The following is a 23123-nucleotide window of genomic DNA, read 5'->3' as shown; positions in this document are numbered from 1 at the left end:
TCAACGCGACCCAGCAGACCGCGTTCCAGAGCTACATCGCCGCGGGCGGCGGCTACGTCGGCGTGCACGCCGCCGCCGACACCGAGTACGACTGGGCCTGGTACGGCGGCCTCGTCGGGGCGTACTTCGCCTCGCACCCGGCGACGCAGCAGGCCACCATCCGCAACGAGGACCGCGCGAACATCTCCACCGCGCACCTGCCGCCGACCTGGACCCGCACCGACGAGTGGTACAACTACCGCGCCAACCCGCGCGCCAACGTGAAGGTGCTGTCCAGCCTGGTCGAGTCGTCGTACTCAGGCGGCTCCATGGGCGACCACCCGATCACCTGGTGCCACAGCTACGGCGGCGGGCGCTCCTGGTACACCGGCCTCGGCCACACCGAGGAGACGTACGCCGACGCGAACTTCCGCACCATGCTGCTCGGCGGCATCCAGATCGCGGCCGGGGCCAAGCCCGCCGACTGCCGCCCGGAGACCGGCTACACGGCGATCTTCGACGGCACGCAGGCGAGCCTCAACCAGTGGCGGATGGCCGGGCCGGGCGGGTTCACACTGGCCGGCGAGACGCTGACCTCGTTCGGCGGCATGGGCCTGCTGTGGTTCCCGGTGCGTACCTACGCCGACTACTCGCTCAAGGTCGACTGGATGATGCCGGGCGACGACAACGGCGGGGTGTTCATCGGCTTCCCCGATCCGGGCAACGACCCGTGGGGGCCGGTCAACGCCGGGCACGAGATCCAGATCGACGCCACCGACGCCGACCCGAGCCGCACCACCGGCAGCGTGTACAGCTTCCAGGCGCCGAACACCACCGCCCGCGCGGCCGCGCTCAACCCGCCCGGCCAGTGGAACACCTACGAGATCGGGCTGCACGGCCAGCGGGTCGAGATCTGGCTCAACGGCGTGAAGATCAACGACTACACCAGCACCCGGGCCATCGCCAACGGCTACCTCGGCATCCAGAACGACGGCACCGGCATGGACATCAACTACCGCAACATCCGGATCAAGACCGACGGCGGCACCCCGCCCGCCACGGACATCGCGCAGGGCAAGCCGGCCACCGCGTCCAGCGTGGAGCCCGGCAGCGCGCACAGCGCCGCCAACGCGGTGGACGGCAACGCGGCCACCCGCTGGGGGAGCGCGTACAGCGACCCGCAGTGGATCACCGTCGACCTGGGCGGGTCGTACGCGATCAACCGGGTGCGGCTGAACTGGGAGGCCGCCTTCGCGCGGGCGTACCAGGTGCAGACCTCGCCGGACAACGCGACCTGGACCAACGTCCACACGACGACCACCGGCGACGGCGGCGTCGACGACCTGACCGTCACCGGCACCGGCCGCTACGTGCGCGTCAACGGCACCCAGCGGGCGCTGACCCAGTACGGCTACTCGCTCTGGGACCTCAACGTCTACGGCACCCCGGTCAGCGGCCCGCAGCTGCTGTCGCGCAACCGCCCGGTGACGGTCTCCAGCGTCGAGCCCGGCAGCGCCCACAACGGCGCGAACGCGGTGGACGGCAACACCGGCACCCGCTGGGGCAGTGCCTACAGCGACCCGCAGTGGATCACGGTCGACCTCGGCGCGTCGAAGAGCATCAGCCGGGTCCGGCTGAGCTGGGAGACCGCCTACGGCCGGGCGTACCAGATCCAGACCTCGCCCGACAACAGCACCTGGACGACCGTGCACGCCACCACCACCGGCGACGGCGGCGTCGACGACGTCAACGTCACCGGCACCGGCCGCTACGTGCGCATCAACGGCACCCAGCGCGCCACCCAGTGGGGCTACTCCCTCTGGGAGCTCGACGTCTACGGCAATTAGCCCGTTTCCCTTCCCGTCCCATCCCCGGCGCGTGCCCCGCGCGCCGGGGCCTCCACCCCCGGAAGGAACCCCTCGATGAGACACGTCCCCCGGTGGCGGCTGTGGCCCACGGCCGTCGCCACCCTGGCCGCGAGCGTCGCGGTCGCCGTGACGGCCGGTGCCCCCGCCGCCCAGGCCGCGCCCATCCCGGCCGCCGACTACCAGCAGGTGTCGCTGGCCACCGGCTCGGCCGAGCTGGGCGAGCCGATGTCGCTGGCGGTGCTGCCCAACCGCTCGGTGCTGCACACCGCCCGCGACGGCACGATCCGGGTCACCGACGTCAACGGCAACACCCGGCAGGCGGGCAAGCTGTCGGTGTACACCCATGACGAGGAGGGCCTGCAGGGCATCGCGGTCGACCCGGGCTTCGCCACCAACCGATACATCTGGCTGTACTACTCGCCCCCGCTGAGCACCCCGGCGGGCGACGCCCCGGTCACCGGCACGGCCGCCACCTGGAACACCTGGAAGGGCCACCTGCGGCTGTCCCGGTTCACGCTCAACTCCGACGACACCGTCAACCTGGCCAGCGAGCGCATCACGCTGCAGGTCGACAACGACCGCGGGCAGTGCTGCCACGTCGGCGGCGACATCGACTTCGACGCGGCGGGCAACCTCTACCTGACCACCGGCGACGACACCAATCCGTTCGAGTCCAGCGGCTACACCCCGATCGACGAGCGCACCGACCGCAACCCGCAGTTCGACGCGCAGCGCAGCTCGGGCAACACCAACGACCTGCGCGGCAAGGTGCTGCGGATCAAGCCGCAGGCCGACGGCAGCTACACCATCCCGTCGGGCAACCTGTTCGCGCCGGGCACCGCCAACACCCGGCCCGAGATCTACGCGATGGGCTTCCGCAACCCGTTCCGGATGAGCGTGGACAAGGCCACCGGCATCGTCTACCTCGGCGACTACGGCCCGGACGCGGGCACCACCAGCTCCACCCGCGGCCCGCAGGGGCAGGTCGAGTTCAACCGGATCACGTCGGCGGGCAACTACGGCTGGCCGTACTGCACCGGCACGAACACCACGAACGAGACCTACAACGAGTACACGTTCCCGTCCGGCCCGTCGCAGGCCAAGTACAACTGCGCGAGCCCGGTCAACAACTCGTTCCGCAACACCGGCCAGTCCACGCTGCCCGCCGCCCGCCCGGCCTGGATCCGGTACGCCGGTGACGCCGGGACCCCGCCGGAGTTCGGCACCGGCTCGGAGTCGCCGATGGGCGGCCCGGTGTACCGCTACAACGCCTCGTCCACCTCGCCGGTCAAGTTCCCGCAGTCGCTGGACGGGCGCTACTTCGCCGGCGAGTACGGCCGCCGCTGGATCAAGGCGATCGCGCTCAACGCCGACGGCACGCCCGGCGAGATCTCGGCGTTCCCGTGGACCGGCACCCAGGTCATGGACATGGCCTTCGGCCCGGACGGCGCGCTGTACGTGCTCGACTACGGCACCGGCTCCAACAACCAGGGCCTGTGGCGCATCGAGTACATCGGCGGCGGCAACCGCAGCCCGGTCGCCCGCGCCGCGGCCGACCGCACCTCCGGCCCGAACCCGCTGACCGTGAACTTCTCCTCGGCGGGCAGCTCCGACCCGGAGGGCGGGGCGCTGAGCTACCTGTGGACCTTCGGCGACGGCACCACGTCCACGGCGGCGAACCCGACCAAGACGTACACCACCAACGGCACGTACACCCCGACCCTGCGGGTGACCGACCCGGGCGGCCTGTCCGGCACGGCGAGCCTGGTGGTCACGGTCGGCAACGCGGCGCCGACGATCAACCTGACCACGCCGGGCAACGGGCAGCTGTTCAACTTCGGTGACACGGTGCCGTTCACGGTCACCGTCAGCGACCCGGAGGACGGCACGATCAACTGCTCGCGGGTGACCGTGACCTACTCGCTGGGCCACGACAGCCACGCGCATCAGATCACCTCCAAGACCGGCTGCTCGGGCACGATCACCATCCCGGTCGACGGCGAGCACGACGCCGCGGCGAACATCTTCGGCGTCTTCGACGCCAGCTACACCGACAACGGCGGGCTGACCTCGCGCAGCACCCGCACCCTGCAGCCGAAGAAGCGGCAGGGCGAGCACTTCAGCGCCCAGTCGGGCGTGCAGCTGGCCGACCACGCGGCGGCCGAGGGCGGGCGCACCGCCGGGTTCATCGAGAACAACGACTGGATCGCGTACACGCCGTACAACATCGCCAACGCCACCCAGCTCAGCGTGCGGGCGGCCTCGGCGGGCGCGGGCGGCACCATCGAGGTGCGCTCGGGCTCGGCGACCGGGACGCTGCACGGCACGGTGACCGTGCCGGTGACCGGCAGCTGGGAGACGTTCACCAACGTCAGCGCTAACCTGACCGGCGTCCCGGCCGGGGCGACCACGCTCTACCTGGTGTTCAAGGGCGGCGCGGGCAACCTGTTCGACGTCGACTCGTTCACCCTGACCACCGGCAGCGCGCCGACCACCCCGGTGGTGGCGTGGCGGGCGCGGGTCAACAGCCAGTACGTCACCGCGGCCAACGCCACCACGGCACTGGTCGCCAACGCCGCCACGATCGGCGCGACGCAGCGCTACGACCTGGTGAGCCTGGGCGGCGGCAACTACGCGCTGCGCTCCAAGGCCAACAACATGTTCGTCTGCGCCGAGAACGCGGGCGCGGAGAACCTGGTGGCCAACCGCGCCTCGGCCGGGGCGTGGGAGACGTTCACGCTGGTCAACAACTCCGACGGCAGCGTCAGCCTGCGCGCGCAGGTCAACGGGCTCTACGTCGTCGCGGAGAACTCCGGCGCCAACCCGCTCATCGCCAACCGCACGGCCATCGGGCCGTGGGAGAAGTTCGACCTGATCACCCAGTAGGAGGCTGACCATGCAACGACTACGGCGGACCTGGTCCGCCCTGCTCCTGGCGGTGGGGCTGCTGGCGCTCGCGGGGGTTCCCGCGCGGGCGTCGGCGCCCCCGCCGGCGGCTGCCGCTGTGCAGGCCGCCGCACCGCCGGCATCCAACGTGCACATCTTCTACTACTCCTGGTACGGCAGCCCGGCCGTGCACGGCTCCTACCGGCACTGGCAGCAGGGCGGGCACACCCCGCCGGCCGGGATCGGGGCGAACCTGTACCCGAAGCTCGGCGCATACGACTCCGGCGACACCGCCGCGGTCAACCAGCACCTGGCCTGGATCGCCCAGGCCGGGGTCGGCGTGATCGTCTACAGCTGGTGGGGCCAGAACTCCTACGAGGACCGCCTGGTCCCGCGGGTGCTCGACGCCGCCGCCCAGCAGGGCATCAAGGTCGCCTGGCACCTGGAGCCCTACGGCGGGCGCACCGCCGCGTCCACCGTCGCCGACGTCAACTACCTCAACAGCCGGTACGGCGCGCACCCGGCGTACTACCGCGACGCCGCGCACGGCAACCGGCCCGCCTTCTACGTGTTCGAGAGCCTGCGCATCACCGACTGGGCCCCGATCGCGCCGCTGAAGGCGAACAACATCATCCTGGCGCAGACCACGGACACCTCGAAGGTGGCCGGGTTCGGCGGCATGTACACCTACGACGCCATCGCGGGGAACACCGCGCCCGGCTGGGCGAACGCGCACGCGTTCTGCAAGGCGAACGGCCTGGTGTGGGCGCCGTCGATCGGCCCCGGGTACATCGACGACCGGGCCGTGCCGGGCAACACGACCCCGACCCTGGCCCGGGACAACGGGGCGACCTACGACCGCCAGTGGGGCAACGTGCTCGCGGCGGCCAACGGCGGCCCGCCGTCCTGGGTGTCGATCACGTCGTTCAACGAGTGGCACGAGGGTTCGGTCATCGAACCGGCGAGCGCGTCACCGCCGGGCGGGTTCGGGTACCAGACCTACTCCGGCGCGTACGGCCTGACCGGCGCGGCGGCGGAGACGGCGTATCTGACCCGCACGAAGTACTGGGTGGACCGGCTCAACCCGCCCGCCCCGTCCACCGTGGTCAGCCTGCGCGCACGGGTCAACGGCCGGTACGTCGCGGCGGAGGGCGCGGGCGCGTCCCCGCTCATCGCCAACCGCACCGCCGTCGGCCCCTGGGAGCAGTTCGACCGCGTCGACCTGGGCGGCGGCCTCATCGCGCTGCGCGCCCGGATCAACAGCCGCTTCGTGCACGCCGACAACACCGCCCCGCTGATCGCCGACGCGACGGCGGCCGGTGCCTGGGAGACGTACCGGGTGGTGTCCAACAGCGACGGCAGCGTCAGCCTCCTGGCCACCGCGAACAACCGCTACGTGGCGGCGGAGAACGCCGGCGCCGCTCCGCTCGTGGCCAACCGCACCGCCATCGGCGGCTGGGAGAGGTTCGACATGGTCCCCGCCTGACCGCCCCCTGCGTCGATCTTGCGCGAACTGTTGCCCTTTCGTCCGGTACGCGCGTGTCGTACCCACAGTTCGCGCAAGATCGGCGCACTTGAGCCGCTGGCCGGCTCGTGAGGCCCCGACCCGGGCCGGTCATCGTCCACTTCGCCGTGGCCGCGTGTGTGTAGCGCGGCCACGGCGAAGTCTTGCGTGGTAAGCGTTTTCAGGTTTCAGTATTCGATCGTGTTCGTTACGGGAGGGGTTGACTATGGTCGCCGGGCCGAGTAAACATCTAGGAAATATCCTATAGGATTTCGATCCTCTCAGGTGCCTGACTAGGGAAGGGACTCGGTCATGCGACCGCTTGTTCGACTGGGCTCGGCCGTCGGCGTGCTCGCGCTGATGATCACGGCAGCGGGCTGCACGAAGAAGGAAGAGGACCCGCAGGGCGCCGCCGGTGCCCTCACCGCCGCGCAGGTCAAGGTGGCGCTGGTGCCCGGCGGGGCGCACCCGTACTTCCAGCCGTGGAAGGACGCGGGCACCAAGGCCAAGGGCGACTTCGCCTTCGGCGACGTGACCTTCAACGAGACCGCCGGCTGGGACCAGACCAAGCAGAACGACGTGCTCACCTCGCTGGCCGCGCAGGGCTACAACGCCTTCGGCATCTTCGGCGTCGCGCCGGAGAGCATCAACTCCACCTTCGAGAACCTCAAGAAGCAGGGCTTCAAGGTCGGCTCGCTGGCCTCCTGCCCGGCCGGCGACGCCAACCTCGCCGACTTCTGCCTGTCCACCGACGTGCAGGAGGCGGCGTACAAGGCGGCGAAGGCGGCCATCGAGGCCATGGGCGGGCAGGGCAACCTGGTCCACCTCACCGGCAACAAGGTCGACTCCAACACCCAGCGCCGCATCGCCGGCGTCCAGAAGGCCGTCGACGAGACCGGCGGCAAGGTGAAGCTGCTCGACACCATCACCGACATCGACAAGGACCTGCAGACCGCGCAGAAGGCCGTCGCCGACCTGCTCGCCGCCAAGGGCAGCCAGGTCAACGGCATCGTCACCACCGCCTACAACCCGGCCGTGGCCGCGGCGGGCGGCGTCAAGCAGGCCAAGCTGCCGATCAAGGTGATCGCCATCGACGACGACCCGACCATCATCACCGGCATCAAGAACGGCGAGGTCGCCGCGACCGTCCTGCAGAACCCGGTCGGCCAGGCCTACGTCGGCTCGTACGCGCTGCTGAAGCTCGCCGAGGGCTGCACCATGGCCACCCCCGGTGTCATCATCGACTCCGGTTCCTTCGTGGTCAACGCGGCCAACGTCGGCACCTACGAGAACGACCGCCAGGCCAAGACGGACTTCCTCAAGCAGGACTTCGACACCAAGTACCTCACCTGCGCCAAGTGATCCGCTGACGGCCGGCGCGACCCGCAGCCGCTCCGGCCATCGGCGACGCGCCCCGGCCCGACCCCCACGCGGCCGGGGCGCGTCCGCGCCGCTCGCCCCGCGCCACACCCCCGGAGAGTGCAGTGAAGCAAGACGACAGACCCTCCCCACCGGACCCGACGCGCCAGGCGGCGCGGCTGCCGCTGTGGGCAAACCCCCGGATCGGCCTCGTGGTGCTACTGATCGCGCTCATCGCGCTGTTCAGCACGCTGCGCCCCGCGTTCCTCAACACCGATCTCACGCTGGTGCCCATGCAGTCCGACATCAGCGTGTACGCCGTCGTCGGCCTGGCCCAGCTGGCCGTGCTGTCCCTGGGGCACATGAACATGGCCGTGGGCCGGATGGCCGCCATGAGCGCGTTCGCCGCCGGCCTGCTCCACGACCGCCTCGACGCGCCGCTGCTGGTGTGCCTGCTCGGCGGCCTGGCCACCGGCGCGCTGCTCGGCGCGCTCGCCGGGCTCATCATCGCCCGCACCGGGGTCAACTCGTTCGTCGTCACGCTCGCCCTGGACTTCGCGCTGATCGGCCTGGTGTCGCTGCTGTACGCCACGTTCACCGACGGGGTCGCCTTCACCGGGCTGCCCGCCGGCATGGCCGCGCTGCGCACCGACACGTTCGCCGACTACTGCGCCGGCGACCTGTGCGGGCCGCCGATCCCGCTGCTCGCCCCGGTCGCGCTGCTCGCCGTGCTCGGCGTCGGGCTGCTGTTCCGCTGGTCGCGGGTGGGCCGCGAGGTGCTGATGACCGGCGCCAACGCCAAGGCCGCGCAGCTGTCCGGCATCCCGGTCGGCGCCCGGGTGATCCAGGCGCACGCGCTGTCCGGGCTGCTGGCCGGGCTCGCCGGGTTCCTGCTGTCGGCCAACAACGGCTCGTTCTCGGCGGGCGTCGGCGACGGCTTCCTGCTGCCCTCGTTCCTGGCCCCGGTGCTCGGCGGCACGCTGCTGGTCGGCGGCGCGGTGAGCGTGCTCGGCACGGTGCTCGGCACCGCCATCACCCAGGTCATCTACAAGGGCCTGAACCTGCTGCAGTTCCAGGTCGACGAGCTGAAGCTCTACATCGGGCTGGTGCTGGTGGCCGCGCTGTCGCTGGACCGGCTGCGCCACGTGATGGCCGAGCGCCGGGGGGTGCTGGCATGACGAGCACCGTCGACAGGCCCGCCACGCCCGCTGCCGCGGAGCAGGCTCCGGCGCCGGCCGCCCGGCTGCGGCGCACCGTGCGCTCCTCGGAGTTCACGCTGGTCGCGATCGCCGTCATCGGCTTCGTCGCGCTCACCCTCACCACCGACGGCAACATGCTGTCGTCGGGCACGCTGGCCGCGTTCTTCCGCTTCCTCGCCGTACCCATGATCATCGGGTTGGCGCAGATGGTGGTGCTCGCCATCGGCCAGATGAACCTGTCCGTCGGCGTGCTCACCGGCTTCTGCGCCATGGTCGCCGCCTGGGCCATGCTGGAGGCGGGGCTGCCCGCGCCGCTGGCGGTGCCCGCGGCGCTGCTGCTCGGCGCGGCCGTCGGCCTCGGCAACGGGCTGCTGGTCGTGTTCACCAGGATCAACGCGTTCATCGTGACGCTGGCGACGATGACCATCATCGACGGCCTGCGCTACGGCGTGAACGGGCCGGGCACCTACCAGGACTACTCGGCCGGGCTGCAGGAGCTGGGCCAGGCGTCGCTGCTCGGGCTCCCCGTGGTCTTCCTCATCGCCTGCGCGGTCGCCGCGGGCGTGTGGTTCCTCTTCGCCCGCACCGTGCCCGGCCGGCACCTGCTGGCCAGCGGCGGCAGCCCGTTCGCGGCACGGCTGTCCGGGGTGTCCAACGACCGGTCGATCCTGCTCGCGCACACCCTCTCCGGCCTGCTGGCCGGGGTCGCCGCGGTGCTCACCCTGGCCCAGTCCGGCTCGGTGAACGCCAGCATCGGCGACGACCTGCTGCTGCCCAGCTTCGCCGCGCCCATCATCGGCGGCGTCGCGCTGGCCGGCGGCGTGGTCAGCGTGCTCGGCACCTGCCTGGCCGCGTTCATCATCCGGCTGGTCGACGTCACCCAGGCCCAGTTCGCCATCAACCGGCGCTGGGTCGACCTCATCGTCGGCGCGGTCGTGCTCGGCGTCGTGCTGTCCGGCGCGGTCCGGCAGAAGCTGTCCCGGAGGTCGTCGTGATGCTGCTGGCCGAGGGCCTGACCAAGACCTTCCCCGGGGTACGCGCCCTCGACGGCGCGACCCTGCAACTGGCCGCGGGCAGCGTGCACGCCCTGCTCGGCGAGAACGGCGCGGGCAAGAGCACCCTGGTGAAGATCCTGACCGGGGTGTACCGGCCCGACGGCGGCCGGGTGCTGCTCGACGGAGCGCCGGTGCACTTCGCCAGCCCGCTGGAGGCGCTGCGGGCCGGGATCGGCGTGGTGCACCAGGAACGCAACCTGGTGCCCGAGTTCTCCATCGCCGAGAACATCGCGCTGCAGCACCTGCCGCACCGGCTCGGCGTGCTCGACCGCGCCCGCATGCGGGCCGAGGCTCGCCGCTGCCTGGACCTGCTCGACCTCGACCTGGACCCCGACACCCGGGTCGCCGAGCTGTCGGTGGCGCAGGCGCAGCTCGTCGAGATCGCCAAGGCGCTGTCGGTGGACACCAAGGTGCTGCTGCTCGACGAGCCCACCGCCTCGCTCACCGGCGAGGAGGCCGACCGGCTGTACGCCATCGTGCGCAAGCTGACCGCCGGCGGGCACGCCGTGGTGCTGGTCAGCCACAAGCTGGAGGAGGTGTTCGCGGTCGCCGACACGGTCACCGTGCTGCGCGACGGCCGCAGCGTCGCGCAGGCACAGCCGCTGTCCGGGTACACCCGCGACGAGATCGTCGACCTGATGGTCGGCCGCGCGTACGCCTCGGTCCGGCTGGCCGACCGCACCGTCGACCGCGCCGCCGTGCCCGCGCTGGAACTGGCCGGGGTCGGCACCCGGCACGGCCACCGCGACGTGTCGCTGACCGTGGCGCGCGGCGAGATCCTCGGACTCTACGGCCTGGTCGGCGCGGGCCGCACCGAGCTGGCCAAGGCGCTGCTCGGGTTGGACGAGATCACGGCGGGCGAGGTGCGGGTGCACGGCGTGCCCGTGCGCATCCGCGACGTCGGGCAGGCGCTGCGGCGGCACCGCATCGGCTACGTGCCCGAGGACCGCAAGGGCGAGGGCCTGTTCCTGGAGCAGCCGATCACCCGCAACGTCGGGGTGACCGTGTGGCGGCGGCTGGCCAAGCTCGGCCTGATCCCCGATCGCGGCGAGCGGCGCGTCGTCGACGAGTACACCGAGCTGCTCGGCATCCGGCTCGCCTCGCCGCAGCAGCTGGCCGGGCAGCTGTCCGGCGGCAACCAGCAGAAGGTCAGCCTCGCCAAGTGGCTGGCCGCGAGCTGCGACATCCTCATCGTGGACGAGCCGACCGTCGGCATCGACGTACGGACCAAGGCGGCGTTCCACGAGCTGATCGCGCGGCTGGCCGGGCAGGGCATGGCGATCCTGCTCATCTCCTCGGACCTGCCGGAGATCGTGACGCTGGCCGACCGGATCGCGGTGCTCGGCGAGGGTGCGGTCCGCGGGGAGCTGGCCAACGACCACGACTACGACGCGGTCAGCCAGCGCGTCATCCGCCTCATCCACGCCGCCCCCGCCACGGCGCCCGCCTGATGGGCGACCTTCAACAGACTTGGCCTATGACGCTGACTCCGATCTCGCCGGAGTCAGTGTCATAGGCCAATGTCGATGAAAAAGTGGGGCTCGGGAGTGGTGGCGGTGGGTGGGGTGGGCCGGTCAGCGCCAGCGCTCGGCGGCGGCCTGGCACTTCACGCAGTGGGTGGCCCAGGGCATGATCTCCATGCGCGCCGGGGGGATCTGCTGCCCGCAGCCGGTGCAGGTGCCGAGGGTGCCGGCCTCCAGGCGGGCCAGGGCCTCGCCCAGCTTGCGCTTGTGGTCGTCGAGCGCGGCGGTCAGCAGGTCCTGCTGCTCGGTGTCGGCCACCATGGTGCCCGCGTCGGCGACGTCGCCGGGGCCCTGGTCGCCCGACCGGCGCAGCTGCGCGACGGCCTCGGACTGCATGCGCACCTGCTCGGCGGCGTCCTCGTAGCGTGCCCGCAGCAGCACGCCCAGCTGTGCCGTGTCGAGCGTGCCTTCCAGCGTTGTCATCATGCCTCCACTGTCTCGGTGCAACGGTGCTTCCCGATGCCACCGGCGGCGAAACCTCCTTCGCCTCAAGCGAGACAACGGATCGCGCGCCGGGCGGTTTCGGGTGGAGCGCAGCCATGGTGCGTCGGATGTCTGAGCTTTCGCTGAACGTGCGCCGCAGGGGTGGCGGCGGGGCGCTATCCTGCGCGCCACCACGGGGGAAGGGGTGGTGCGGCCAGGTGGGGCAAGCCGAAATGCCCGATCGATCCGGAAGAGGCCCAGTGGGTGGAGCGGAACCTGGCCCGGCTCGCGGACCGGTTCGGCGAGCAGGTGCTACACGGCCGGGTGATGCTCCCCACTGACGAGTTCGCTCCGGGTGCCCACCGAGGCGACGAGGCCGCCGTCCGGCGGGTGTTCGGGATCCTCTGCGCGCACATGGGCGTCGTGCCGTCGCGGGTCGACTTCGCGTACAGCCTGGGCGCGCTACGTCGACGCGAACCCGCGGGCGTACCTGGCGAAGGGCCTGAAGTATCTGCAGGCCGGCGGGCGGACGTGAAACATGAGCCGAATTTCGAGCCTTTTGGACAGTTTTTTACATACCAATGGGCTTGTGTCTAATGCCCGATTTGGCTAGGTTGTGCAGCAGTGCCATCCCTGGCGAGGGCGACTCGCCGCAACGGGGCTCCGGAAGGTCCGGCGCCCGACATGACGGAGGGTGTGGTCGTGCGCTATCGGCCGGAGCTGGTCAGGGAGGCCGACCGCTACCGCGGGCGGCGCCGCGCGGGAGTCCCCTCGCGGAGCAGGTACGCCACCGTCGTCGTCACGGCCGCGGCGGGAGCCGGGGTCGTCGCCTTCGGCGCCGGCGCGATGGTGCCGGACGCCAAGGCCTACGACCAGCTGGCGTCGTTCGCCGACAGCGCCCGCGCCGAGGTCGCCGAGCGGGCCAACCGCGGCGAGCGGCCGCTGAGCACCTCCATCAACCAGGGCGCCCCCGACGCGTGGGTGCTGCCCGTGCACGACTACACGCTGAGCTCCCGCTTCGGCATGCGCTGGGGCAGCCCGCACCGCGGGCTCGACCTCGCCGGGCTGCCGGAGGGCACGCCGTACATGGCGGTGCGCGGCGGGACCGTGGTGCAGGCCGGCTGGAACGGCGGCTACGGCAACTCGGTGATCGTCGACCACGGCGAGGGCCTGCAGACGCTGTACGGCCACTCCAGCCGGGTGCTGGTCAAGGTCGGCGACCGGGTCCAGGCCGGAGAGGTCATCGGCCTGATGGGCAACACCGGGTACTCCTTCGGCACCCACCTGCACCTGGAGATCCACGTCGACGGCGTCGCGCACAACCCGCTGACCTGGTTCAAGAAGCACGGCGTCGACTTCGACCTGGAGCTCGAAGAGGTCTACGGCACCTGATCCGCGATCTTCCACGGGGGATCGGCGCCCTCGGCCGGAAAGCAGAGTCCAGCCGCACCTTCCGACCGGAAACGGCGACCTCGCACGACGTCTCCCGGCGGCCCGAGCGCGCCGCTGGTTCACGCCGACCGTGGCCGACTTCCTGCGCTGAGACCGGCGGCTCTCGGCGGCCGACGATCATCGACGGAGCGGCGCGCCTTCGGGATAGGACGATCCGACATTCTTCATGGCCTGAAAACGTTGTCATGAAACGTTTGTCGGGTTGCTCTCCACCCAGTGCAGCGACAGAATCACCAACAGTCGCAGCGGGGAGAGCCTTGGGATGACAGCAGGTTGGACGCCGCCACCGGCAGGCCGGGTCGCCCGGCTGCGGGGCGCGTCCACCGAGGCCGTCGAGCTGGCCCTGACCCCGCTGCCCGAGCACGCCCCCGCAGTGGTGACCTTCTACCCGCCCCCCGCCGACACCGCCGCGCAGCTCGTCGCCTGCGCCCTGGACGAGCTGGAACGCGCCGCGCTGCGGCTGTTCCCGGCCTGGCTGCCCGGCGCCGAACACCTGGAGGGCGCCGGCGGAGCGGCGCCGGCCGCGGTGCGGGCGCTGGCGCGGGAGCTCGCGGCGACCACCACCCACTTCGGACCGTTCCTCGCCGACCTGGCCGAACGTGCCCTCCGGGCCCGGCAGCGGCACGACGACCGGACGCTCGTGCCGGCCGTCGCGGGCGCGGCGTCCGTGCCGGCATCGGCGGCGCAGGCGGTGGCGCCCGGGCACCGCTTCGCGCCGGAGGTGCGGGCGGCCGGGCTGGCGCGGGTCCTCGCCGCGGGCTACCGGCGCGAGCAGGCCGCGCTGCTCGTCGACGTGCCGGACGGGCTGACCGCGGCCCGGCAGCGGGCACTCACCGCCGCGGCCGGCTGGCTGGCCGCGCACGGCTCTTTCGCGGTGTGGCTGTCCGGCGCGCCGCTGCCCGCCGCCGAGCCGGTCACGGCGTACCCGGTGCGGCTGCCGGCACACGTCACGGACCTGGTCGCGACCGATGACGGCGGGCCGGTGGTCCGCCCGGAGCCGCCCGCGCTGTTCTTTCCGCCCGTCGAGGGCCGCCCGCGGGCGGACAGCGCCGCCGAGACCGCGCTGGAGGCCGCGCTGGCCAGGGTGGCGTGGTCGGCGGGCCGGGTGTGGAACCGCCGGTATCCCGCCCGCCCCCACTACGTCATCGACCTGGTGTGGCCGGCCGAGCGGTGCGCGGTCGAGATCGACGGCGCGGAGCACCGCGGGCGGCACCGGTTCGCCCACGACCGCCGCCGCGACGTCCTGCTGCAGCTCGACGGCTTCGCCGTGCTGCGCTTCACCAACGATCAGGTCCTCACCGAGCTCGGCGACGTGCTGGCACACCTGGAGCAGTACCTCCGATCCCGACGCACCGACGCGCACAAGGAGTGAACACATGGCATCCCTCAAGCCCTCGCAGAAGGCGTTCCTGATGCTGCTGATGGCTGAGGCCCGCGAGGTCTCCAACAGCGAGCTGCTCGAGCGCTACGGAGTGTCGATCACGGGTGCGGACAGCCGCGCCCTGGTCGACGCCAAGCTCGCCACCAAGCGCAAGGGCGCCAAGGGCGCGCTGGTGCACGAGCTGACCGACGAGGGCTGGGTGCGGTGCAAGCAGGAGCTGACCGAGCCGTACGCCAAGGGCCCCGGCCCGGCGTACCCGGCGCTGCACGCGCTGCTCGGCGCGGTCGACCGCCACCTGCAGCGCAACGGTCTCGCGCTGGCCGACATGTTCACCGCCAGCACCCCGCCGCCCGCGCCCCAGCCGGCCGCCGCCCGGCCGAAGCCGGTGGTCAAACGCGGGCTGGAGAAGCGCCTGCTGGCCGCGTACGACAAGCTCTCGGACATGCCCAACGCGTGGGTCAGCCTGACCGACCTGCGCGCGGAGCTGACCGGCGACAGCATCGCCGACGTCAACCACGTGCTGATGAAGATGGCCGTCGCCCGCACCATCGTGCTGGTCCCGGAGGAGAACCAGAAGACTCTGACCGCTGAGGACCACGCGGCCGCGATCCACATCGGCGGGGAGGACAAGCACCTCATCTCGATCGAGGCGGCGGCATGAGACCAGACGAGCGCAGGGCGCTGGCGACGCTGCGGTTCGACGTCGCGCCGGTGCCCGACGACGTGTGGCGCGGCTCGCCGTTCCACGTGGCGGCACTGCACGGCGACGTGATGAGCCACGTGCTGCACGGGCTGGACGACGCCCGCCGCAGCCCGGACGGCAGCCCCATCGGCGTGGTGGTGCAGGGCCAGGCCGGCTCCGGCAAGACCCACCTGCTCGGCTGGGTACGCGAGCGGACCCAGCGCGACGGCGGCTACTTCTTCCTGGTCGGGCTGCTGGACGGGGCCGCGTTCTGGTCCAGCGTCACGCTGGCCGTGGTCAACGGCCTGCAGCGCGACCACCTGGACGGGGGCAGCCAGCTGTCGGTGTTCCTGCGGCGGCTGTGCGAGCGCGCGCAGGCGCCCGAGGCGGTCACTGCCGCCGTCACCGGGGCCGCGCCGCTGACCCGTGAGCACCTGGACCAGTTCGCGGCGGCCCTGCGGCGGCTGGACGGGCCGGTCGGCATGGCCTGCCACCACAGCGCGCGTGCGCTGGCGCTGCTGGCGGCGGCCGACGACCCGGCCGCGCAGGACGTCGGGTACACGTACCTGCAGTCGATGCCGGAGATGGAGCCGGGCGAGCGGCAGCAGTGGGGCATCCACCCGGTGCAGAAGCCGCCGCAGCTGGTCATGCAGGAGGTCTCGCAGCTGCTGGCGCTGACCGGCCCGGCCGTCGTCGCCATCGACCAGATCGACACGCTCATCGCGCAGCTGTGGAGCACCACCGCCGGCCGGGAGGTGGCCGAGGAGAGCGCCGAGCAGACGCTGCTGATCAACCAGATCGCGGACGGGCTGATGGCGCTGCGCCAGTCGACCCGCCGCACGCTGACCGTGCTGGCCTGCCTGCCGTCGACCTGGACGCTGATCCGCACCCGCGCCACGAAGTCGGTCGCCGACCGGTTCCGCGAGGTGCTGACCCTCAAGGGCATCGCCAGCGCCGACATCGCGCACGAGATCGTGGCCAAGCGCTTCGGCGTACGCTTCGCCGAGCTGGGCTTCACCCCGCCGTACCCGACGTGGCCGGTCCGCGAGGAGGCGTTCGCGCAGGCCACGGTGTTCACGCCGCGGCTGCTCATCAACCGCATCAACGACCACGTGCAGGCCTGCCTGCGCGAGGGCTCGGCGCGGGAGCTGAGCTGGTTCGCCGAGCCGGAGTTCGCCGAGTCCCCGGATCCGGGGCAGGTGCCGGAGGTCGACGAGAAGCTCGACCGGCGCTTCGCGGAGCTGCGCGAGTCCGCCGACGTCGCCGGGGCGCTGCACGGCGACAGCGAGGACGCGCAGATGCCGGGGCTGCTGGCGGCGGGCCTGAGCGCGTGGATCGAGGAGCTGGGCGAGGCGGGCCGCGCGTTCCGGGTGGACCCGCCGCAGGGCGGCAAGGTGCCGCTGCACGCGCGGCTGCGCCGCAGCCTCGACGAGGCCACCGAGGACGAGCAGCACTGGTCGTTCCGGGCCGTCGCGCGCACCCACCCGGTCGCCGCGCTGGCCCGCATCCAGGCGGCGCGCACCAGCGCGGGCCTGTCCCGCGGGATCACCAAGCGCAAGCTGTTCCTGCTGCGCAACGCCGACTGGAACAAGGGCGCCAAGACGCAGGAGGCGCTGCGCTCGTTCGCCGAGGACGGGGGCACGCGCCTGTCGATCGGCGAGGACGACCTGCGCACGTACGCCGCGCTGCGGCAGCTGCTGGCCGACCGCGACCCGGCGCTGTCCACCTGGCTGGCAGCACGGCGCCCGGCGGGACGGACCATGCTGCTGCGTACCGTGCTCGGTGAGGTCGCGGCCGAGCTGTCCGGGGGGCACGGCGAGCCGGGCCGCACCGGCGACGGGGCTTGGGCCGGCCTCGGGGCCGCGCTGGCCGACGCGTCCGGTGGCGAGGATGCCTCGGCGGCCGGGTCCGCGCCGGCAGGCCCCGACGCGTCGAGCGGTGGAGCGGCCGATCGCGACCGCGCCGCCGGGGAAGGCGGGCAAGCGGCCGGTGACGGCCGGCCGGGCGCGCCGACGATCACGGTGGGTGCCGACTTCGAGGACGGCGAGCCGGTACGGCTGGACCTGGAGTCGCTGCGCAAGCACACGGCGGTCTTCGCCGGCTCGGGATCGGGCAAGACGGTGCTGCTGCGGCGGCTGATCGAGGAGTGCGCGCTGCAGGGCGTGTCCACCATCGTGCTGGACCCGAACAACGACCTGGCCCGCCTCGGCGACCCCTGGCCCGAGCCGCCGGAGGGCTGGTCGCCGGGGGACGCGGCGCGGTCGGCGGAGTACCTGGCGCACACCGACGTGGTGGTGTGGACGCCGCGCCGGGAGGCCGGGCGGCCGCTGAGCTTCCAGCCGCTGCCGGACTTCGCGCTGGTCCGCGACGACGCCGACGAGTTCGGCGCCGCGATCGACGCCGCGGTGGCCGCGCTCGCCCCGCGCGCCAAGGTCGACGGCGCCACCGCCAAGGCCGTACGCGGGCAGGCGGTGCTCAACGAGGCGCTGCGCCACTTCGCGCGCTCCGGCGGCGACGGGATCAGGGCGTTCGTGGGCGTGCTGGGCGCGCTGCCCGACGGGGTGAGCCAGCTCGAGGAAGCGGAGAAGATCGCCTTCGAGATGTCGCAGAACCTGACCGCCGCGATGGTCACCGACGCCATGTTCGGCGGCTCGGGCGCGCCCGCCGACCCGGGGCTGCTGCTGACGCCGGCGCCCGGCAAGCGGGCCCGGGTGTCGGTGGTCAGCCTGATCGGGCTGCCGTCGGAGCAGCAGCGGCAGAACTTCGTCAACCAGCTGCAGATGGCGCTGTTCGCGTGGATCAAGCAGCACCCGGCGGGGGAGCGGCCGCTGGGCGGGCTGCTGGTGATGGACGAGGCGCAGACGCTCGCGCCGTCCGGCCCGATGACGGCGTGCACCCAGAGCACCCTGGCGCTGGCGTCGCAGGCGCGCAAGTACGGCCTGGGTCTGGTCTTCGCCACGCAGGCGCCCAAGGGCCTGCACAACCGCATCTCCGGCAACGCCGCGACGCAGTTCTTCGGGCTGCTCAACGCCCCGGCGCAGATCGAGGCGGCGCGCGAGATGGCCCGCGCGAAGGGCGCCGACGTGCCGGACATCTCCCGGCTGGGCACCGGCCAGTTCTACGCCAGCGGGGAGGGGTTCGCCTTCCGCAAGATGCGGGCCGCGCTGTGTCTGAGCCACCACCCGAAGAGCCCGCTGACCACCGAGGAGGTGGTGGAGCGCGCGGCCGCGGGTCGCCGCTGATCCGCTTTGCTCTGCTTACTCATACGCACGTGCGTACGAGTAAGCAGAGCAAAGCCGTCCGCGAGGGGCCGTCGCGCCGAGTGGCGCGGCGGCCCCTCGCCGTGTCAGTATGGGCAACAGTTCTAGAACAGTTGGAGGAACTGTGGGTGCCATCACTGCTCAGACGCTGCCCGCGCTGCTGCCCGCAGCAGGGCTGATGCGCGATCCCGGCGCCACCGGCCGCTTCGGCGAGTACGGCGGGCGCTACGTGCCCGAGTCGCTCGTCCCGGCCTGCGCCGAGGTCGAGGAGGCCTTCCGCGACGCCTGGGCCGACGCGGGCTTCCGGCGCGACCTCGACCGCCTGCTCACCGTGTACGCCGGGCGGCCGACCCCGCTCACCCCGGCCTGGCGGCTGTCCGCCGAGCTGGGCGTCGACGTGCTGCTCAAGCGGGAGGACCTGGCGCACACCGGCTCTCACAAGATCAATAATGTGCTGGGGCAGGCGCTGCTGGCCCGGCGCATGGGCCGCACCCGCCTGATCGCCGAGACCGGCGCCGGCCAGCACGGCGTCGCCACCGCCACCGCCGCGGCGCTGCTGGGCCTGTCCGCCACCGTGTTCATGGGCCAGAAGGACATGGCCCGCCAGGCCCTCAACGTGCACCGGATGCGCCTGCTCGGCGCCGAGGTCGTCGAGGTCACCAGCGGCAGCCGCACCCTCAAGGACGCCACCAGCGAGGCGATGCGCTACTGGGTCACCTGCGTCGACGAGGCGTACTACTGCCTCGGCTCGGTGATGGGCCCCCACCCGTACCCGTGGATGGTGCGCGAGTTCCAGCGGGTCATCGGCACCGAGGCCCGCGCCCAGTGCGCCGCCGAGCTGCCCCGGGCGGTGCCCGACTACGTGGTGGCCTGCATCGGCGGCGGCTCCAACGCCGCGGGCACCTTCGCCGGGTTCGCCGACACGGACGCGCAGCTGGTCGGCGTCGAGGCGGCGGGCGGCGCGGCGATCTCGGCGGGCGCGGTCGCGATCATGCACGGGCACCGGTCGTACGCCATCCAGGACGCCCACGGCCAGATCCTGGAGGCCGAGTCGATCGCCGCCGGGCTGGACTACCCCGGCATCGGCCCCGAGCACGCGCACCTGCACGACCTCGGCCGCGCCCGGTACGTCACGGTCACCGACGACGAGGTGGTCGCCGCGGTCAAGCGGCTGGCCCGCAGCGAGGGCATCCTGCCCGCGCTGGAGTCGGCGCACGCCGTGGCCTGGGTGCTGCGCGCCGCCGGCACCGACGAGCTGCCCACCGGCAGCACCGTCATGATCACTTTGTCCGGTCGTGGCGACAAGGACTCGAACAGCCTGATGGAGATCCAGTGACCGTCCCGACCGTGACGGGCGTGCCCGTCGAGACGCACCTGCGCGCCCGCCGCGACGCCGGCCGCAAGCTGCTCGTGCCCTACCTCACCGGCGGCGTCAGCGCCGACTGGACCGACTACCTGCGGGTGTACGCCGAGGCCGGGGCGGACGCCGTCGAGATCGGACTGCCGTTCTCCGAGCCGACCGTCGACGGACCCACCGTGCAGGAGGCGTCCGAGCGCGCCCTGCACCGGGGCACCACGCTGCGCGGGCTGCTCGCCGACCTGCGCGCCGTCCGGCTCGACGTGCCCCTGATCGTGATGACGTACTACCACCTCGTCGCGCGGGAGGGCGCCGCCGCGTGCTGCGCCGCGCTGGCCGAGGCGGGCGTACGCGGCCTGATCGTGCCCGACCTGCCGCTGGAGGAGTCGGCCGAGCTGGAGCAGGCCGCCGCCGCGGCGGGCGTGGACCTGGTCCTGGTCGCCGCCCCCAGCGCGGCGCCGGCCCGGCTGCGGGCCATCGCGCACCGCAGCCACGGTTTCGTGTACGCCGTCACGGCCATGGCCACCACCGGCGAGCGTGCCGAGCTGCCCGCCGGGGCGGGGGAGTTCGCCGCCCGGCTCAAGGAGCACACCGACCTGCCGGTGCTGCTCGGCTTCGGCATCTCCACCCCGGAGCATGCCGTCGCGGGCGCCCGGACCGCCGACGGCGTGGTGGTCGGCTCGGCCCTGATGCGCCGCATCCTCGACGGCGCCACCCCGGCGCAGGCCGGGGAGTTCGTCGCCGAGCTGCGCGCCGCGCTGGACCACGCCGCCCCCTGACGCGGCGGGACGGGGATACTGGCTGCCGGTCCCGCCGTCCCGCCGAACAGGAGCGCCGCATGCCGAGCCCGTCCCGGTACCGGGCCATCGCCGCCGACCTCGCCGAGCGCATCCGGCGCGGTGAGTATCCGCCCGGCAGCGCGCTGCCCGCCCAGCGCGAGCTCAGCGCCCGCTACGACGTGGCGCTGGCGACGGCGCGGCAGGCGCTGCAGGCCCTGATCGACGACGGGCTGATCGTGGTCGAGGCGGGCCGGGGCACGTTCGTCGCCCCGGCGCGCCCGGCGTACCGGCTGGACACCCTGCGCAGCTTCGTCGACGACCTGCGCGAGCAGGGCCACCACGTCACCACCGAGGTCGTGTCCAGCTCGCTGCGCACCATGCCCGGCTGGGCGGCGCAGCTGTGGGGCGAGCGGGACGCCGGGGTGCGCGCGTTGCGGCTGGAACGGCTGCGCCTGGTCGACGGCGCGCCCGCCATCCACCAGGTGTCGTGGGTGGACGAGCCGTACGCGAGCCGCCTGCGCGGCGCCGACTTCGCCGTCACCGCCCTCTACGCGGCGCTGGCCGACGCGGGCATGGAGATCGCGTCGGCGTCGGAGCGGATCACCGCCGCCGCGCTCAGCGCGTCCAGCGCGGGCCTGCTGCACCGGCCCGAGGGCACCCCGGTGCTGGTCAGCGAGCGGGTCACCCGCACCCGCGACGGCGCGGCCGGCGTGGTGGACCGCGCCGTCATCGCGGGCGAGCTGATGCAGGTCCGCGCCGAGCGCACGGTGCACCAGGTGTCGGTGCAATGGGGCGGCCCCGGCCAGCGCTGACCGCCACCGCTCCGGCCCTGGTCGGTGCTGACCCGGCCACACCGCTTCGGTCAGCGCTGACCGTCGAGCACGCTCTCGTAGTAGCGGATCTTGTCGCGCAGGTGGCCGTACTGCCGGTCCAGCAGCGCCATCTGCTCCTCGACCGCCGCGGCGTGCGCGCGCAGCAGCTCGACCCGGTCGGCGATGGTGTCCTCGCCGGTGCGGGACAGCTCCGCGAAGCGGCACATCTGGTTGATCGGCATCCCGGTGTCACGCAGGCAGCGCAGCATGCCGAGCCAGCCCAGGTCGTCGTCGGTGAAGACCCGCTGCCCGCCGGGCGTGCGGTCCACCTCGCTGAGCAGGCCGATGCGCTCGTAGTACCGCAGCGTGTCGATGCTGAAGCCGCTGCGCCGGGAGGTCTCCGAGGGGGTGTACGCGGTCATGCCCCGACGATAGCTTGACCTGGAGCGCGCTCCAGGTGCCAGGCTGGTCGTCATGACGAAACGGACACTGGGCCGCAGCGGCATCGAGGTCAGCGCGCTGGGCATGGGCTGCTGGGCCATCGGCGGGCCGTTCTGGGGCCCCGACGGGCAGCCCTACGGCTGGGGCGAGGTCGACGACGACGAGTCCATCCGCACCGTGCACCGCGCGCTGGACCTCGGCATCACCCTGTTCGACACCTCCAGCAACTACGGCGCCGGGCACAGCGAGCGGGTGCTCGGCCGGGCCCTGGCCGGACGGCGGGACGACGTGGTCATCGCCAGCAAGTTCGGCTTCACCGCCATCGAGCAGACGCGCCTGGCCACCGGCGAGGACGCATCGCCCGCGTACGCGGTCAGCTGCCTGGACGGCATCCTGGACCGGCTCGGCACGGACTACCTCGACCTCTACCAGCTGCACCTGGGCGGCCTGCCGACCAGCCAGGCACTGGACCTGGTCGAGACGCTGGAGGACCTGGTCGCCCAGGGCCGGATCCGGGCGTACGGCTGGAGCACCGACGACCCGGAGCGGGCTGCCGCCTTCGCCAAGGCGGGCACGCACTGCGCGGCGGTGCAGTACGACTCCTCGGTGCTCAACGACAACGCGGCGATGGTCGAGGTGCTCGCCGCCTGCGACCTGGGCGGGCTCAACCGCGGGCCGCTCGCGATGGGCCTGCTCACCGGCAAGTACCACGGTGCGGGCGCGGTCATCGGCGGCGACGACGTGCGCGGCAAGTCCCCGGAGTGGCTGCGCTGGTTCGACGACGGGGTGCCCACCCCGGAGTGGGCGGCGCGCGTCGACCGGGTCCGCGAGGCACTGACCGCCGACGGCCGCACCCTCACCCAGGGCGCGCTGGGCTGGCTGCTCGCCCGCAGCCCGCACAACCTGCCCATCCCCGGCTGCCGCACGGTGGCGCAGGCCGAGGAGAACTTCGCGCCGCTCGCGCTCACCCCGCTGCCCGCCGACGCGTTCGCCGAGGTCGAGTCCCTGCTCGCCGACCTGCGCGGCTGACGACGCGTCTCGGCGGGTACGGCTCCTGCCGCCGGTCGTACCCCGACAGGTGCGGCTCCTGACGGCGGGTCGTGCCACGGCAGGGTATGGCGCTCGACGGCTCACTCGTTTCGGGATGTGGACACATCCCGAAA

Annotated in this window: 17 protein-coding genes; 15 read left to right on the top strand and 2 right to left on the bottom strand. The window is 72.7% G+C overall.

Annotation, left to right across the window (positions count from 1 at the left end; genetic code table 11):
* From AB0J67_RS28325 to AB0J67_RS28295, 7 genes are all read left to right on the top strand, one after another.
* Positions 1-1826, top strand: a 1826-nt coding sequence (locus AB0J67_RS28325; protein ID WP_363486520.1) for a ThuA domain-containing protein, incomplete at its 5' end; no start/stop codon positions are given.
* A gap of 75 nt (positions 1827-1901) precedes the next feature.
* Positions 1902-4733, top strand: a complete 2832-nt coding sequence (locus AB0J67_RS28320) for a PQQ-dependent sugar dehydrogenase (RefSeq protein WP_363486519.1) — start codon at positions 1902-1904, stop codon at positions 4731-4733.
* Between the two features lie 10 nt (positions 4734-4743).
* Positions 4744-6219 carry a glycoside hydrolase family 99 protein gene (locus AB0J67_RS28315; RefSeq protein WP_363486518.1) on the top strand — a complete coding sequence of 492 codons (1476 nt, stop codon included), beginning with the start codon at positions 4744-4746 and terminating at the stop codon, positions 6217-6219.
* A gap of 330 nt (positions 6220-6549) precedes the next feature.
* Positions 6550-7599 (top strand): substrate-binding domain-containing protein, encoded by a 1050-nt coding sequence (locus AB0J67_RS28310; RefSeq protein ID WP_363486517.1) that lies wholly within the window; start codon positions 6550-6552, stop codon positions 7597-7599.
* A 122-nt stretch (positions 7600-7721) separates the two neighbouring features.
* A complete protein-coding gene (locus tag AB0J67_RS28305; protein WP_363486516.1) occupies positions 7722-8774 on the top strand; it encodes an ABC transporter permease in 1053 nt (350 codons plus the stop codon).
* Complete coding sequence (locus AB0J67_RS28300) at positions 8771-9790, top strand: ABC transporter permease (protein WP_363486515.1); 1020 nt, start codon at positions 8771-8773, stop codon at positions 9788-9790. Before AB0J67_RS28305 ends, AB0J67_RS28300 begins: the two co-directional genes overlap by 4 nt.
* Positions 9790-11301 carry a sugar ABC transporter ATP-binding protein gene (locus AB0J67_RS28295; RefSeq protein WP_363486522.1) on the top strand — a complete coding sequence of 504 codons (1512 nt, stop codon included), beginning with the start codon at positions 9790-9792 and terminating at the stop codon, positions 11299-11301. Before AB0J67_RS28300 ends, AB0J67_RS28295 begins: the two co-directional genes overlap by 1 nt.
* A 123-nt stretch (positions 11302-11424) precedes the next feature.
* Here AB0J67_RS28295 and AB0J67_RS28290 read toward each other — a convergent pair whose 3' ends face one another.
* A complete protein-coding gene (locus AB0J67_RS28290) occupies positions 11425-11796 on the bottom strand; it encodes a TraR/DksA C4-type zinc finger protein (protein ID WP_363486514.1) in 372 nt (123 codons plus the stop codon).
* Positions 11797-12480: 684 nt separating this feature from the next.
* Between AB0J67_RS28290 and AB0J67_RS28285 the strand changes: the two genes are divergently transcribed.
* The 7 genes from AB0J67_RS28285 to AB0J67_RS28255 all read left to right on the top strand — a co-directional run bounded on the left by AB0J67_RS28285 (position 12481) and on the right by AB0J67_RS28255 (position 21519).
* The gene (locus AB0J67_RS28285; RefSeq protein WP_363486513.1) at positions 12481-13188 is read left to right on the top strand and encodes a M23 family metallopeptidase; all 708 of its coding nucleotides are present in this window, start codon (positions 12481-12483) and stop codon (positions 13186-13188) included.
* A gap of 322 nt (positions 13189-13510) precedes the next feature.
* Positions 13511-14620 carry a DUF559 domain-containing protein gene (locus AB0J67_RS28280; RefSeq protein ID WP_363486512.1) on the top strand — a complete coding sequence of 370 codons (1110 nt, stop codon included), beginning with the start codon at positions 13511-13513 and terminating at the stop codon, positions 14618-14620.
* Between the two features lie 4 nt (positions 14621-14624).
* Positions 14625-15290 (top strand): hypothetical protein, encoded by a 666-nt coding sequence (locus AB0J67_RS28275; protein ID WP_363486511.1) that lies wholly within the window; start codon positions 14625-14627, stop codon positions 15288-15290.
* Positions 15287-18553 (top strand): DUF87 domain-containing protein, encoded by a 3267-nt coding sequence (locus AB0J67_RS28270; RefSeq protein WP_363486510.1) that lies wholly within the window; start codon positions 15287-15289, stop codon positions 18551-18553. The genes AB0J67_RS28275 and AB0J67_RS28270 overlap by 4 nt, the downstream gene beginning before the upstream one ends.
* A 196-nt stretch (positions 18554-18749) precedes the next feature.
* Positions 18750-19907: a tryptophan synthase subunit beta gene (gene trpB / locus AB0J67_RS28265; protein WP_363486521.1), complete on the top strand. Its 1158-nt coding sequence runs from the start codon at positions 18750-18752 to the stop codon at positions 19905-19907.
* Positions 19904-20707, top strand: coding sequence for a tryptophan synthase subunit alpha (trpA, locus tag AB0J67_RS28260; protein WP_363486509.1), 804 nt, complete (start codon positions 19904-19906; stop codon positions 20705-20707). The genes trpB and trpA overlap by 4 nt, the downstream gene beginning before the upstream one ends.
* 59 nt (positions 20708-20766) lie before the next feature.
* Positions 20767-21519, top strand: a complete 753-nt coding sequence (locus AB0J67_RS28255) for a GntR family transcriptional regulator (RefSeq protein ID WP_363486508.1) — start codon at positions 20767-20769, stop codon at positions 21517-21519.
* Positions 21520-21569: 50 nt separating this feature from the next.
* Here AB0J67_RS28255 and AB0J67_RS28250 read toward each other — a convergent pair whose 3' ends face one another.
* The gene (locus AB0J67_RS28250; RefSeq protein ID WP_363486507.1) at positions 21570-21941 is read right to left on the bottom strand and encodes a MerR family transcriptional regulator; all 372 of its coding nucleotides are present in this window, start codon (positions 21939-21941) and stop codon (positions 21570-21572) included.
* A gap of 52 nt (positions 21942-21993) precedes the next feature.
* On the opposite strand from AB0J67_RS28250, the gene AB0J67_RS28245 reads away from it, so the two are divergent.
* The gene (locus tag AB0J67_RS28245) at positions 21994-22989 is read left to right on the top strand and encodes an aldo/keto reductase (protein WP_363486506.1); all 996 of its coding nucleotides are present in this window, start codon (positions 21994-21996) and stop codon (positions 22987-22989) included.
* Positions 22990-23123: the final 134 nt, after the last annotated feature.

It is taken from the genome of Catellatospora sp. NPDC049609, assembly GCF_040675365.1.
Taxonomy (GTDB): domain Bacteria; phylum Actinomycetota; class Actinomycetes; order Mycobacteriales; family Micromonosporaceae; genus Catellatospora.
This window is presented reverse-complemented; position numbering and strand designations above follow the sequence as displayed.

Coding starts and splice junctions, on each gene's coding strand:
- AB0J67_RS28320 (WP_363486519.1), top strand. CDS start 1,902: ATGAGACACGTCCCCCGGTGGCGGCTGTGGCCCACGGCCGTCGCCACC.
- AB0J67_RS28315 (WP_363486518.1), top strand. CDS start 4,744: ATGCAACGACTACGGCGGACCTGGTCCGCCCTGCTCCTGGCGGTGGGG.
- AB0J67_RS28310 (WP_363486517.1), top strand. CDS start 6,550: ATGCGACCGCTTGTTCGACTGGGCTCGGCCGTCGGCGTGCTCGCGCTG.
- AB0J67_RS28300 (WP_363486515.1), top strand. CDS start 8,771: ATGACGAGCACCGTCGACAGGCCCGCCACGCCCGCTGCCGCGGAGCAG.
- AB0J67_RS28295 (WP_363486522.1), top strand. CDS start 9,790: ATGCTGCTGGCCGAGGGCCTGACCAAGACCTTCCCCGGGGTACGCGCC.
- AB0J67_RS28290 (WP_363486514.1), bottom strand. CDS start 11,796: ATGACAACGCTGGAAGGCACGCTCGACACGGCACAGCTGGGCGTGCTG.
- AB0J67_RS28285 (WP_363486513.1), top strand. CDS start 12,481: ATGACGGAGGGTGTGGTCGTGCGCTATCGGCCGGAGCTGGTCAGGGAG.
- AB0J67_RS28280 (WP_363486512.1), top strand. CDS start 13,511: ATGACAGCAGGTTGGACGCCGCCACCGGCAGGCCGGGTCGCCCGGCTG.
- AB0J67_RS28275 (WP_363486511.1), top strand. CDS start 14,625: ATGGCATCCCTCAAGCCCTCGCAGAAGGCGTTCCTGATGCTGCTGATG.
- AB0J67_RS28270 (WP_363486510.1), top strand. CDS start 15,287: ATGAGACCAGACGAGCGCAGGGCGCTGGCGACGCTGCGGTTCGACGTC.
- trpB (WP_363486521.1), top strand. CDS start 18,750: ATGCGCGATCCCGGCGCCACCGGCCGCTTCGGCGAGTACGGCGGGCGC.
- AB0J67_RS28255 (WP_363486508.1), top strand. CDS start 20,767: ATGCCGAGCCCGTCCCGGTACCGGGCCATCGCCGCCGACCTCGCCGAG.
- AB0J67_RS28250 (WP_363486507.1), bottom strand. CDS start 21,941: ATGACCGCGTACACCCCCTCGGAGACCTCCCGGCGCAGCGGCTTCAGC.
- AB0J67_RS28245 (WP_363486506.1), top strand. CDS start 21,994: ATGACGAAACGGACACTGGGCCGCAGCGGCATCGAGGTCAGCGCGCTG.